The organism is Thauera aminoaromatica S2 (assembly GCF_000310185.1).
GTDB classification, from domain to species: domain Bacteria; phylum Pseudomonadota; class Gammaproteobacteria; order Burkholderiales; family Rhodocyclaceae; genus Thauera; species Thauera aminoaromatica.
The window spans coordinates 1-13,724 of record NZ_AMXD01000015.1; the positions used below are offsets into that span (position 1 = coordinate 1).

A 13,724-nucleotide genomic window follows, 5' to 3' on the forward strand; every position below is an offset into this window, starting at 1 on the left:
AACATGCGGCGACGCCCGCCGCGCCGCTCGGCGCCGCGAACGCCACCGCGGCCGCAGCGCCTGCCGCACCCGCGGCTGCGGCCGAAGGGGAGCGCAAGATCCTCTATTACCGCAACCCGATGGGTCTGCCCGACACCTCGCCGGTGCCGAAGAAGGACTCGATGGGCATGGACTACATCCCGGTCTATGCCGACGACAAGCCGGACGACAGCGGCACGGTGGTGGTGAGCCCGGCGCGCATCCAGACCCTGGGCGTGAAGACCGCCGCGGTGGAGCTGCGCGCGGTGGATTCGGCCGTGCGTGCCAGCGGCCGCATCGAGATCGACGAGCGCACCCAGGTCGTGGTGGCGCCGCGCTTCGAGGGCTGGATCGAGCGCCTGCATGTGAATGCGGTCGGCGACCCGGTGAAGAAGGGGCAGCCGCTCTTTACCGCCTACAGCCCGGAACTGCAATCGACTGGCGAGGAGTTGCGCATCGCCGAGCGTCTTGCCCGCCAGAGCGCCACTGAGGATCCGGTCGCGAGCGAATCCGCGCGGCGTCTGGCCGAGGCGACGCGTGCGCGCCTGCGCAATCTGGAGGTGGCGGGCCAGGCCGGCGCACGCCAGGTCTTCCACGCACCGGTGAGCGGCGTCGTGCTGGAGAAGGAAGCCATCCAGGGCGGCCGCTTCATGCCCGGCGAGGCGCTGTTCCGCATCGCCGACCTGTCGAAGGTGTGGATCATCGCCGACGTCTATGAACAGGATCTCGCCCGGGTGCAACCCGGCCAGCGTGCGCAGGTCACGCTCGAGGCGTACCCCGGCCGCAGCTTCGAGGCGCGGGTAGGCTATCTGTATCCGACGCTCGACGCCGCCACCCGCAGTACCCGGGTACGGCTCGAACTGGACAACGCTGAGGGCCTGCTGCGCCCGGGGATGTTCGCCCAGGTCGCCCTGGCGGCGGGCGACCCAGCGCCGAAGGCGGTGGTGCCCAGCTCGGCGATCATCGACGATGGCGCGCGTCGGGTCGTGCTGCTCGCGCTTGGCGAAGGGCGCTTCAGGCCGCAGCCGGTGAAGCTGGGCGCGCGCGGCCGGGATGTGGTCGAGGTGCTCGAAGGCGTCGCGGCGGGGGATCGCGTGGTGGTTTCGGCCAACTTCCTGATCGACTCGGAGAGCCAGCTCAAGGCGGCGCTCTCCAATCTGGTCGAACCCGGGGCCGGCGATCAGGCTCGAGCGAGCCCGACCCGTTACGAAACCCAAGGGACGTTCGATGCCCTCGATGCCGAAACGGGCAGCGTGACGATGACGCATGGCGAGATCCCTGCCCTGCAGTGGCCGGCGATGACCATGGACTTCAAGCTTGCCGATCCGGCGCTGGTGAAGGACATCGCCCCAGGCACGCTGGTGCGCTTCGTGTTCGAGGCCGGCGAGCCGGGCGAGTACATCGTCACCGGCATCGAGCCAATTGCGAGCAGCGCGGCGGCACCGGCCGCCGCCGGCCATGCGGGGCACTGAGATGCACGCCCCCGTGATGGAACCTTCAAGCGCTGTGCCCACCGACACGGCCGCCAACCCGACAACGGCCGGCCTGCTCGATCGCGTCATCGACTGGTCGGCACGCAACGTCTTCCTGGTGCTGCTGGCCACGCTGTTCCTGATCGGTGGTGGCGTGTATGCGGTCAAGCACACGCCGCTCGACGCGCTGCCCGACCTGTCCGACGTGCAGGTGATCGTCTACACCGACTATCCCGGCCAGGCGCCGCAGGTGGTCGAGGACCAGGTCACCTATCCGCTCACCACCTCCATGCTGGCGGTGCCGCGCGCCAAGGTGGTGCGCGGCTTCTCGATGTTCGGCGCGTCCTACGTGTATGTGATCTTCGAGGACGGCACCGACATCTACTGGGCGCGCTCGCGCGTGCTCGAGTACCTGAGCACCGCTGCCGGCCGCCTGCCGCAGGGCGTGGCGCCGCAGATCGGCCCGGACGCGACCGGCGTGGGCTGGGTGTACCAGTACGCGGTGCTCGGCAAGGACATGAGCCTGGCCGACACGCGCAGCCTGCAGGACTGGTACGTGCGCTACCAGCTCACCAAGGCGCAGGGCGTGTCGGAGGTCGCCAGCATCGGCGGCTTCGTGCGCGAGTACCAGGTCACGGTCGATCCGCTGCGCCTGGCGGGCTACGGCATCACGCTCGATGCGGTCACGCAGGCGATCCGCGCCTCCAACCGCGACGTCGGCGGCCGCGTGGTGGAGCTCGCCGAGAAGGAATACATGGTGCGCGGGCGTGGTTACCTGCGCAGCGTGGACGACATCGCCGGCATCGTGCTCAAGGCCGAGCGCGGCACCCCGGTGCGGGTGGGCGACGTCGCCCGCGTCGAGCTGGTGCCGGCCGAGCGGCGCGGCATCGCCGAGCTCAACGGCGAGGGCGAGGTGGCCTCGGGCATCGTGATGGCGCGCTTCGGCCAGAACGCGCTCGACGTGATCGCCAACGTCAAGGCCAAGATCGCCGAGATCACGCCGGGCCTGCCGGCGGGCGCCGAGATCGTGCCGGTCTACGACCGCTCGGAGCTCATCGAGCGCGCGATCGGCAACCTGAAATGGACGCTGCTCGAGGAGAGCCTGATCGTCGCCGCGGTGTGCGTGATCTTCCTGCTCCATGTGCGCAGCGCACTGGTGGCGATCATCACGCTGCCGCTGGGCATCCTGTTCGCCTTCATCGCCATGCGCTCGCTCGGGCTGGGCTCGAACATCATGAGCCTGGGCGGCATCGCGATCGCGATCGGAGCGATGGTGGATGCGGCGATCGTGATGATCGAGAACGCGCACAAGCACATCGAACGCCTGCCCGAGGGCGCCACCCAGCCGCAGCGCGCGGCGGCGATCGTGCTCGCGTGCAAGGAGGTCGGGCCGGCGCTGTTCTTCTCGCTGCTGATCATCACCGTGTCCTTCCTGCCGGTGTTCGCGCTCGAAGGCCAGGAGGGCCGGCTGTTCTCGCCGCTCGCCTTCACCAAGACCTTCGCCATGGCCGGGGCCGCGCTGCTGTCGGTGACCCTGGTGCCGGTGCTGATGCTGTTCTTCGTGCGCGGGCGCATCCTGCCCGAGGCGAAGAACCCGGTGAACCGGCTGCTGATCTGGCTGTACCGCCCGATCATCCAGGGCGTGCTGCGTTTCAAGGTCCTCACGCTCGTGCTCGCCGTGCTGGCGATGGCCGCGACCGTCGTCCCCGCGCGCCAGATCGGCTCGGAGTTCATGCCGACCTTGAATGAAGGCACGCTGTTCTACATGCCGGCGGCGCTGCCGGGGATGTCGGTGACCGAGGCCGGGCGCCTGCTCGCCACGACGAACCGCATCATCAAGACCTTCCCCGAGGTGGAATCCGTCTACGGCAAGGCCGGCCGCGCCAACACCGCGACCGACCCGGCGCCGCTGGAGATGTTCGAGACGGTGATCAACCTGAAGCCGCAGGATCAGTGGCGGCCTGGGATGACCACCGACAAGCTGATCGCCGAGATGGACGCTGCGCTCAAGTTCCCGGGGCTGGCCAACTCATGGACCATGCCGATCAAGGCGCGCATCGACATGTTGAGCACCGGCATCCGCACCCCGGTGGGGGTGAAGGTCTTCGGCAAGGACCTGGAGACGCTGGAGAAGGTGGCGCAGGCGGTGGAGGCGGCCGTGCGCAAGTTGCCGGGCGCGAGCAGCGCCTACGCCGAGCGCGTGGCCGGTGGCTACTACGTGGACATCGTGCCGCGCCGCGACCAGCTCGCGCGCTACGGGCTCACCATCGACATGGTGCAGGACGTGATCGCCACCGCGCTCGGCGGCGAGATGGTGACGACCACGGTCGAGGGTCTGGAGCGCTACGGCGTGTCGGTACGCTATGCGCGCGGCTTGCGCGACGACCCGGCGCGGCTCGCGTCCGACGTCTTCGTGCCGACGATGAACGGCCCGATCCCGCTCGGCCAGGTGGCCGAGGTCAAGCTGACGCGTGGCGCCCCGGGCATCCGCACCGAGAACGCGCTGCTCGCGGCCTACGTGTATGTCGACACCCGCGAGGCCGACCTCGGCGCCTTCGTCAAGCGCGCGCAGCAGGCGGTGGCCGAGGAAGTCGCGTTCCCGCAGGGCTATTACGCCACCTGGAGCGGCCAGTTCGAGAACATGGAGCGCGCCAAGGAGAAGATGAAGATCGTCGTGCCGGTGACGCTGGCGCTGATCTTCGTGCTGCTCTACCTCAACTTCCGCCGGCTCACCGAGACCCTGATCGTGATGCTGTCGGTGCCCTTCGCGCTGGTGGGCGGGGTGTGGCTGATGTGGTGGCTGGGCTACCAGATGAGCGTGGCGGTGGCGGTGGGCTTCATCGCGCTCGCCGGGGTGGCGGCGGAGACCGGCGTGATCATGCTGATCTACCTGGACCACGCATGGAAGGCAGTCTGCGCGCGCAGGCAGGCCGAGGGCCGCGCGGCCGGCATCGCTGATCTCTACGCGGCGATCATGGAAGGCGCGGTCGAGCGCGTGCGGCCGAAGATGATGACCGTGGTGGCGATCATGGCCGGCCTGTTGCCCATCATGTGGAGTACCGGCACCGGCGCCGAGGTGATGAGCCGCATCGCCGCGCCGATGGTGGGCGGCATGGTGTCCTCGACCTTGCTGACGCTGGCGGTGATCCCGGCGCTCTATGCGCTGGTCAAGCAGTGGGAGCTGCGCCGCAGCGCCAGGCACGCACCCGCGCAGGCGCTGGCCACGGTGTCGGATCTGTAATGCAGCGGTCAGTGGTGCGACCGCATCATGGGCGCAGGCTGTTTCCAAGGCTCCATCGCCGGGTTACCGCTGAACATCATGAAGACCATGGCGATGCTTGCCCGGCGGAAATCCCTGCGAAGATCCTTCAGTACCCGGTGTCGCCGGACTGCTCGACGCCGCCCGGCCGTTTCAGTCCCGAGCCCGCTTCATAAGGATGCCGATCGACATGAAGACCCTGAAAATCCTCTGGCAGCGACTCGTCACGCCGGAAGGCGACACCTGCGAGCGCTGCGGCAGCACGCACGATGCCATCGTCCAGGTCATGCCCACGCTGCGGGACGTGCTGCGGCCGTTGGGCATCATGCCCGTCCTGGAGACGCGGGAGATCGCGCTCGACGCCTTCAAGGGCATGCCTTCGGAATCGAACCGGATCTGGATCGCCGGGCGCTCGATCGAGGACTGGCTCGACGCGAGCGTCGGCAAGAGCACCTGCTGCTCGGCCTGTGGCGGGGCGGAGTGCCGGACGCTGGAGATCGGCAGCGAGACCTTCGAGGCGATTCCCGAACAACTGATCCTGAAGGCCGCGCTGCTGGCCGCAGCCGCATCCCTCGGCGCTGGCGGCGACGAAGGGTCCGGCTGCTGTGTCCAGCAGCCAGGCTGCCGTCCCGGCGCTTGATCAGCGGACGCCCGAAATGCGGCGACCCGACCCGCTCGGCAGGTTTCTCTTTGCCCTCATCAGTCTCACGGCCGTGGCGGTGGTGGCGTTGGCGGTGATGTCGGAGTACGCGCCGGCGCGGTCGCCCCCGACTTTGACACCACCAAGTCACACGCCCCGCCACATGGCGCGCAGCGCAAGGCGTCCGACGAGGGGCCGGAAACGGGCGTGTATCTATGTGGGAGTCGCGCTCAATCGAGCTTGAGGATGGCCGGCGTCGGCATGATCTTCAATGCTTTCAGTCGGTTGGCTGCTTACGTCGTCGGCTCGGTGATCTGCCAGACGGTGCCGTTGGGGCTGGACAATTGCGCAAGCTGGATGCGCCTGAGATCGTCGCGGATGTTGCGCCAAGTGTCCTGGCAGGCGTGCTCGATCACGCGCTCCAGGAGCAATGCCAGCACCGTGATCGCTATATGGGCGTGGATGCGGTGCGGCGCCCAGTTGAACATGGGGCGCATGCGCAGGCCGCCCTTCATCGTGCGCCAGGCCTCTTCGACTCGCTGCTGCTGCTTGTAGCCGAGCGCCATGTCCTCGGCGGTGAGGGTGTCGTCGTTGCTGTGGACGACGAACTTGCCGTCGAAACGTTCGAGCTCGGCGATGCCCTGGCGGTCGATCGCCAGGCCGTGCTTGGTCTCTTTCAAGAAGCGCCTGTAGCGCGCATACGCGCTTGCTGTGTCCGCCCTCGTCCTGATCGGCCAGGCAGGCGAGTTCGGCCTCGAGCTCAAGGATGCGCTCGGCGCGATAGGTGCGCTGTCGATGGGCCTCCTGTGGGTTGAAGCACACTGCATAGCGCCGCCGCCTACGACGACCTCCTTGACTTCGAGGTTGTCGGCTATCTTGCGGTAGCGGCCCGGGCGCAATAGCACCGCTTCGGTGACCTCGTCGCCACGGCGCATCGGAATCGCCTCAGGTACTTGCCGCCGCCCTTCGCGAGCGCCTGGAAGTTCGCCTGCGAGACCATCCCGGCGTCACCGACGAACAGGCTGCAGGTGAGCTGCCAGCCCTTCAGATCTTCCTTGACCCGGGCCACCGTGGTGACATTGACGGTGTCGCCCTGAAACACCCAGTGGCGCACCGCAAAGCCGTCGCGCGTGACCGCCAAGCCGACCACGATCTGCGGCGCATCGCCCCGCCCGTTTGCTGTAACCGCGCTTGCGGGGCGCCACGTAGCGCTTGGCGCCGGCCGCGACGCTACCCTGCATCTGGCCATCAAGGTCGCCCGCATCCTCGTTGTCGATCTCGAAGTGCAATGAGGTGGTGTCGTAGAACACGATCTCCACGTCTAGGCTCAACAGGTCGGCGACCTGGAAGAAGATCGCCTGCTCGATGGCGGCCTTGTTCGCCTCGAGGAAGTCCATCGCGCGGTAGAGCTGGTGCAGCGCCAGGGCCTGCGTGCCTTCGATATGCACCTCCTCCTCGAGCTACTGTTCATGACAGTAGAGTTTGGAGCCCGGCGCACAGGCGCGATTGGCCACCAGCGCGAACAAGGCCCGCTCCAACTCGAAGCCGAAGCGCCGCCCCTCGGCCTGCGCACGTACGATGGCGTCGATCCCGAGCCGCCGCCAAACTGCCTCAAGCGCATGCACATCGCCATAGGGCCAGGCGCACACCAGCTGCCAGCCCGGATCGTCGGCAACGATGGTCTCGGGCGAGCATCGGCGCAGGATACTCTTGGCAAGACGGCGCAGCCGCTCAATGACCTCCGGATCGTCTGCACGGCCGCAGTTGAACACGATCCGGGCCTGTGAGCGCCCCTTCGAGGCATCCCACACGTTCTCAGCCAGTTGCAGGTAGGTGATCTCCCGTCCGTCGGCCCGCTTCTGTTTGCTCTGTCTCAGGTACATGTGCAGCACAGTAGCGGCTTCACGGCCGAAAAATCAACAATCCATGTATCTAGGATTTTGGCGCATCATCGCCCGGAAACCCGCGCCGTTGCTGGAGGTGGGGCGGAAATGTGCCTTGGAAGTGTCAAAGTCGGGTTCGATCCTGCGGGCGAAAGCGAGTCCACGCGCACTATCCCGTGTCCATACGGAGGAACCCAAGCCGTACTCGCTGTCATTGGCCCAAGCGAGTACCTGCTCCTCGGAATCGTAAGCAACGACCGGGATGATTGGGCCGAATTGCTCACGTGAGGTGGTCTGCGCTTCGTGCGCCACGTCGCTAACGACGTGGGGGAGGACGTAGTAGCCATTGTCCCACTGGTCAGGCTCGAGCCTGCGGCCGAGCTCCACCACCTTTGCGGGGCCGGACTTAGCCCCATCGATAAACTTGCACACACGCTCGTACTGAGCCTTGTTGTTCAAGGGGCCGAGCGTTGCCTCCGGGTTCAACCCATGTCCCACCTTGTACTCGGATACGCGTTGGCACAAAGCGTCTACAAACCTGCGGTAGGACGCACGTGGAACATAGATGCGCTTTACCGCGAAACAAATCTGGCCGCTGCGTGTGAAGATCCCCGGCAACATCCGGTCCAGCGTGGCGTCGAGGTCTGCATCGTCGAGGACGATTGCCGGATCGTTACCACCGAGTTCGAGGGTGATGTTTTTTATCGTGTTGGCTGCGCCGGTCATGATGTGACGTGCGGTCGCTGTTCCGCCGGTGAAGGCTACCTTGCGGACAAGGGGGTGGGTTGTCAGCGCTTGGCCCACTTCGACATCCCCTTGGACTACGTTGATTACGCCTTCGGGGAAAAACATGCTCAATCGCTCGATCAGCAGGGTCAGTGCTCCTGCTGCGAAGGGGGATGGCTTGAGGACCAGCGTGTTTCCTGTCGCAAGCGCAGGAGCGAGCTTCATCATCGTCAGCACCACCGGCATGTTCCAAGGCACGATGGCTGAGACTACGCCACGCGGATCCTTCTCTATGCTGATGAAGCTCTGTTCCTCGTCGTGCGTGACAGGGTTGAAGAAGCGCTCCGCGAGATCGGCGGTGTGACTCAGCACTCCGTATCCCAGCGCAAAATCGGCCTGAGCCTCCCATGACACGCCTCCGTGTTCGCGAACAAGGAGGGGGCCAAGTTCGGCCGAGTTGGCTTGGACAAGCGCAGCAGCCTTCGCAAGTGATGCCGCACGCTGAGCCACCGGCGTGTCTCGCCAGCCCGGGAAGGCTCGATAGGCCTGTTGGACTGCCAGGTCTACATCTGCCGCCGTACCGATAGCAATTCGCGACGCTACCGAGTCCAGGCGGCCCGGGTCATAGTGCGCGCGGTACTGATCTGCAGTGGCTCCACTAAACAGATGGCCTATGGCAGGCGGGGTGAAAGGCTGCATTTTTGTGTTCATCTCGTGTCTCTCCGTCGATGATTGGGGGCGCTGTTTTGCTGGCGGAGCGCTCCTCTTGCAGCCCGGGTGCGTCGAAGCGTGCGGCAGTGAGGTTGGACGGGTTCGGTCCCCGTCGCATCAGGGGGCAGAGGGCATGTTATTGGGGCCTAGGCCGGTCTGGACGCCGGCCTTCAGCTCGGCTTTCCGCCTGTCGCTGAACTCGGCCAAGGCACATGCGAATTCCGTCTGGGCTTCCGCGGAGATCGGTGCTCCACACTCGTAGCATGCGCTCTTGATGCGGTCGACCCAGCGGCAGCCACAGTTGTCGCAGGCGAGCTCTGGAGCGCCGCGGGGATTGGTGAAGATCATCGGCAGGCCCCCATGAATGCAAAGCCCAGCGCTTCAAGCAACTCCTCGTAGCCGAGGGCTTCTAGGTCGCAACGCCTGCGCAGCATGTAGCAAACGACCTCGCCGGAGCGAATTCCAGCACGCAGCACATCGAACAGCCCATTCCGGGCTACGGCAACGATGTCGCCCAAGGCCGAATCGTTGGCAGCCATTAGCAAGTCCACCCCTGCATTGGCGTACCCGGGAAACGTGGCTAGGCAAGCCCCAGGGCCGCCTGCAGCAGCCTCCCACACGAGCATCTGCGCCGGTGCCGAGCGCGCGATAAGGCCGATCCGGGCCCCCTCATCCAGGGCCTGGAACAGCTCTGGTCGAGCCGCTGCGGCAGCCCGCCAAGCCTGCGGATCGGGAAGCGCGGCGCTATTCATATCCGTACACCCAACCGGAATCCTTCCTGGATCGCCTGCTCAAGGCCGCGGGGGACTACTGCATCGCCGATACCGTGGAGTTCATCGACCATCCACTCGAACTCATGGAGTAGATCATGGGCCGGCTTGCGCGATGCGGCGAGTAGCACGGTATCGGCAGGGACAAAGCTTTCTTCGCCCTTGTCATTGAGGACGGTCACTCCATCGGTCGTAATCCGCGTCGGGCGGCTGCTCGTGAGGCAACGGATACCCAACTCGTCGACCCAGGAAGCGTGACGCCACTTGAACGACGGTTTGATATCGCCGGCGATACGTTTTTCGCGCTCGACCACGGTGACCTCTGCCCCGTTCTTGCGGAGGGATTCGCCTACGGTAAGACCTATCTTGCCTCCGCCGACAATCACCACCCTGCTACCGGTCTTTACCCGCCCGTGCGCGACATCGAGCGCATCGATCATCAACTCGTGCCCCTCGACCGTGCAATGGCTGTCGTGGTCGATAGTTGCGCCAGCCGCGACGACGCAAACGTCGTACTGATGCAGGACGCTGCGCATGAACTTTGCGTGGACCTCGGTGTTGAGCCGAATCTCAACCCCGACCCGCTTCGCGACCGCTTCGTAATGCCGGATGATCGAATGAAGATCGTCCGGGCGAGCGAGATCGTTGGCGGCATACGCATAGAGGTTGCCGCCGATGCGCCCAGTCTTCTCGAACACGGTGACTTCGTGCCCCCGCTTGGCTGCCGTGATCGCGCACTCCATGCCCGCCGGCCCCGAGCCGATCACCATGATCTTCTTCTTCACAGTGGTGGGCGTGACGTGATATTCGGGCTCCACTTCGTGCCCAAGAGCCGGATTCATCGTGCAGGTGTAGGGCAAGTCGCGGAACAGACGCGACAGGCAGTTGAGCGAACCGACACAGCGGCGAACCTCGTCCAAGCGATCCTCGGCGGCCTTGTGGATCAACTCCGGGTCGGCCAGCAGGGGCCGACAGACTTCCCAAAAGTCGAAAACGCCGTCACGAATGCAGTCGTTCGCCATGCGAGGATCGGGAAGGCGGTTGCCGAATGTGATCAAGGTATTTGGGAACGTCTTCTTTGCCCGCTCGGACAGATAGTTCCAGTAGCCGGGAGGGATGTCGCGACCGATGGATGACTCGGGCGCTTCCTGCCAGCCTACCGTGACGCTGATCATGTCGACGCCACAGTCCACGGCCTGCTGCATCAACTCGAAGCATTCGTCTTCAGTATTTCCACCCCATTTATCCATCAACTCGGCACCGTTGAGGCGCACGATCAGCGGATTGTCGGGAGTCGCCTGCTTGATGCCGTCGATCAACTCCCGCATGAAGCGGCCTCGATTCTGAATCGAGCCGCCATATTCGTCCGTTCGCTGGTTAGTGAAGCGAGAGTTGAAGTTGGCGAGTAGGTATCCCATGAAACTGGTGATCTCGGTACCGTCAAATCCGGCGCGGATACAGCGCTTCGCAGCGTCAGCGTGCTGGCGCACACAGTCTCGGATCTCCTCCGTCGTCATGATCTTCGGCGGCCTGAAGTGAGGAAGCGTCTGCGGCACGTCGGATGGCTGGACGCAGTAGCCGAGATCGATGCCGCCATAGCGGCCTGCGTGCAGGATCTGTTGAATGGCCATCGCACCCTGATCCTTGATCATGGCGGCGATCTTCTCGAACTGGGGTAAGAACTTATCGTCGTAGATCGCGACTTGGCGGAAATAAGCCTTACCTTCGCCCAGGGGGTCGGGATAGGCACCTTGATTGGTGATGATGCCGCAGCCTGTATCGGCGATTACCTTGACGCGCGCCAACTCACGCTCGGTGATGAAACCATCTCGCGTGTTGTAGTTCGATACGCAGCATGCACCATACTTGATGCGGTTCTTGATCTTGAAGCGCCCGAATTGTCCGGGCTGGAACAGATGGGGAAGTTTTTGTTCTCCGGAACGCATGTGTGCTCTCCTAGAAATCGGGGGTCAGGACTACACGCTTCTTCAGTTCGCCGTGATGCGCCAGTTCGAATACCTGAGCGATCTGGCTCATTGGCCGCTCCTCGACGAATGGAGCGAGTGCAATTCGTCCGTCGAGACACATGCCAAGCACTTCCGGATACTTTTCCGGAGTACAGCCCCATGTGCCAATGATTTCCGCATCGAAGGCCATCAGTCGCGACAACATGTAGGTGGTCTGATCGGTACCGTAGCCAACCACCACCAAGGTTCCGGTGTAGGAGAGGAGCGCCAAGGCAAGCTCTTGCCCCGCTTTCGTTCCCGTCACTTCGAATATTTTCCATCCATAACCCGAAGGAAGCCCGCGTTCGACACAATATTCAGTGATCAGCTTCTTCAAGTCCTTCGGGGAGCGCCCCTTGGGATTTATGGTGAGATCCGCACCATAATCCCTCATCATCTGAAGCTTCTCTTCGTTGATGTCGATCCCCACAACTGCCGCGCAGCCCATGCCTTTTGCCACCTGGGTCATGAACGAGCCCACTCCTCCTGCCGCGCCGATCACGATCGCCCGATCGCCCGGTTGCAGTCGCGCGCGAAGTCCAGCCTGGTAGGGCGTAGTTACAGCATCAGCGACGACCGCCAGATGTTCGAGCGGAACCCCCCCGCGATCAGGCACAACACAAAGGACGTTCGCTGGAACGACGATATGACTCGAGAACCCACCATAAATGCCCATCGAATATCCCGGCATGCGTTGTGACAAGCAGCGATTCCCCCGCCCACTCCGGCAGAGTTCGCATTCACCGCATGGAATGACGGCAGGGACGATGACTTCCTTGCCGATCACCGCCTCGTCGCCGGCAATCACGACACCGCTGATTTCATGCCCGAGCGACAGCGGAGGCTGCTGGATGGTGGGGACACCCATGTAGAAGTAAGACAGGTCGGTGTGACAGACGCCGCAACCCGCAATCTCCACGACTGCATCCCCCGGGCTGAGCTCAGGCATCGGGATCCGAGTGCGCTCCAGAACGCCAGGGGTAGTCATTTGCCATGTATCGATGTGCTTGGGCAGCATCGGAAATCTCCTCATACGAACCGGTGAATACGACTATTTCAGGGGCCTTCCGCATGCTACTCGCGGCAGACGCCTGCTCCAAAATATTGCGCAACGTATTGTTATTGTTGGATTTTTCTCTCAACAGGGGTGGACCTGACGGCCTCTGTAGCGCATCATTACACCTCTATAAAAATTACAAAACGGGCTATCAAAGATAGTATGTATTGCTGGAGACAATAATGCAGGAACTTGAACTGAAGGACCTCGACCTGAACCTGTTGGTGATATTTCTCCAGCTGTTCCGGGATCGACGCGTCACTACTGCCGCTGAGGCGCTTGATCTCTCGCAGCCCGGAGTCAGTAGTGCCCTCAACCGCTTACGTCGACTTCTGGGTGACGAACTGTTCTACCGCACGGGAAGGGGGATGCAACCAACGCCTTATGCAGAAGAGCTAGCTGAGCCCATCGAAGAGGCCTTGGCTCTGATCCGGCAGACCGTAAATCAGCGTTCCGCCTTCGACCCGCTCACGAGCTCCCGCCGGTTCGTGATCGGCATGACGGACGTCGGTGAAATTTACTTTGTTCCTTCCCTGATGCGGATCATCAGCAAGCTGGCTCCCGGGGTAACAATCAGCACCGTTCGGAACAGCAGGGTGAATCTGAAGGTGGAAATGGAGGATGGTCTGGTGGACTTGGCGATCGGTCTTCTGCCCGACTTGAAGAATGATTTTTACCAACGCAGGCTTTTCCGGCAGGGGTACGCATGTCTGTTCCGCGTCGGCCACCCTTTCGACGGTGTTCCTTTCGGCGTCGATGAATTCGCTGCTGCCGAACATGTGGTGGTGGTTTCATCCGGTACGGGACACGGGAAAACCGATGAGCTCATCGAACGCTCCGCCGTTCGGCGCAACGTACGACTACGAGTACCCCACTTCGTCGCGCTACCTTACATCCTTGAAGAAACCGATCTCGTTGCCACTGTCCCCGAGAGAATTGCAATGCGTTTGGCGTCATCCTTCCCGCTGCGCTTCGTACCCCATCCGTTGGACCTTCCGGATATCCAGATTAACCTCTTCTGGCACGCCAAATACCATCGTGACGCAGGGAGCCAGTGGCTACGCACCTTGATTTGCGAAACATTTGGCAATTGAGTCTTGGCTAGGAGCTAATCGGCCTTCCGGGGGTATAAATATGACTAGCTTGTTGATACAAGCCCAGCTACCTTGAAGAGCCCTTTAG

At 63.6% G+C, this 13,724-nt stretch carries 11 protein-coding genes; 4 read left to right on the forward strand and 7 right to left on the reverse strand.

Annotated elements, in window-relative coordinates; all coding sequences use genetic code 11:
• From C665_RS04275 to C665_RS04285, 3 genes are all read left to right on the forward strand, one after another.
• Window positions 1-1,490: efflux RND transporter periplasmic adaptor subunit (locus C665_RS04275; protein ID WP_004301065.1), on the forward strand; the 1,490-nt coding region annotated here is incomplete at its 5' end.
• A 16-nt stretch (window positions 1,491-1,506) separates the two neighbouring features.
• Window positions 1,507-4,731: an efflux RND transporter permease subunit gene (locus C665_RS04280; protein WP_281054722.1), complete on the forward strand. Its 3,225-nt coding sequence runs from the start codon at window positions 1,507-1,509 to the stop codon at window positions 4,729-4,731.
• Window positions 4,732-4,939: 208 nt separating this feature from the next.
• Window positions 4,940-5,389, forward strand: coding sequence for a DUF2703 domain-containing protein (locus C665_RS04285; protein ID WP_012586301.1), 450 nt, complete (start codon window positions 4,940-4,942; stop codon window positions 5,387-5,389).
• A 293-nt stretch (window positions 5,390-5,682) separates the two neighbouring features.
• Here C665_RS04285 and C665_RS21450 read toward each other — a convergent pair whose 3' ends face one another.
• The 7 genes from C665_RS21450 to had form a co-directional block, all read right to left on the reverse strand.
• Window positions 5,683-6,324 carry an IS1634 family transposase gene (locus tag C665_RS21450; protein ID WP_306414994.1) on the reverse strand — a complete coding sequence of 214 codons (642 nt, stop codon included), beginning with the start codon at window positions 6,322-6,324 and terminating at the stop codon, window positions 5,683-5,685.
• A gap of 72 nt (window positions 6,325-6,396) precedes the next feature.
• On the reverse strand, window positions 6,397-6,837 hold the full coding sequence (locus tag C665_RS19850) for a hypothetical protein (RefSeq protein ID WP_004301075.1): 441 nt from the start codon (window positions 6,835-6,837) through the stop codon (window positions 6,397-6,399).
• A gap of 12 nt (window positions 6,838-6,849) precedes the next feature.
• A complete protein-coding gene (locus C665_RS19855) occupies window positions 6,850-7,272 on the reverse strand; it encodes an IS1634 family transposase N-terminal domain-related protein (protein WP_144312191.1) in 423 nt (140 codons plus the stop codon).
• Window positions 7,273-7,305: 33 nt separating this feature from the next.
• On the reverse strand, window positions 7,306-8,709 hold the full coding sequence (locus C665_RS04295; protein ID WP_012586300.1) for an aldehyde dehydrogenase family protein: 1,404 nt from the start codon (window positions 8,707-8,709) through the stop codon (window positions 7,306-7,308).
• 344 nt (window positions 8,710-9,053) lie between these two features.
• Window positions 9,054-9,248 (reverse strand): hypothetical protein, encoded by a 195-nt coding sequence (locus C665_RS20620; protein WP_012586298.1) that lies wholly within the window; start codon window positions 9,246-9,248, stop codon window positions 9,054-9,056.
• A gap of 209 nt (window positions 9,249-9,457) precedes the next feature.
• Window positions 9,458-11,425: an NAD(P)/FAD-dependent oxidoreductase gene (locus C665_RS04305; protein ID WP_004301082.1), complete on the reverse strand. Its 1,968-nt coding sequence runs from the start codon at window positions 11,423-11,425 to the stop codon at window positions 9,458-9,460.
• Window positions 11,426-11,435: 10 nt separating this feature from the next.
• On the reverse strand, window positions 11,436-12,503 hold the full coding sequence (gene had / locus C665_RS04310; RefSeq protein WP_004301084.1) for a 6-hydroxycyclohex-1-ene-1-carbonyl-CoA dehydrogenase: 1,068 nt from the start codon (window positions 12,501-12,503) through the stop codon (window positions 11,436-11,438).
• A gap of 221 nt (window positions 12,504-12,724) precedes the next feature.
• Between had and C665_RS04315 the strand changes: the two genes are divergently transcribed.
• Window positions 12,725-13,636, forward strand: coding sequence for a LysR family transcriptional regulator (locus C665_RS04315; protein WP_004301085.1), 912 nt, complete (start codon window positions 12,725-12,727; stop codon window positions 13,634-13,636).
• Window positions 13,637-13,724 lie beyond the last annotated feature (88 nt).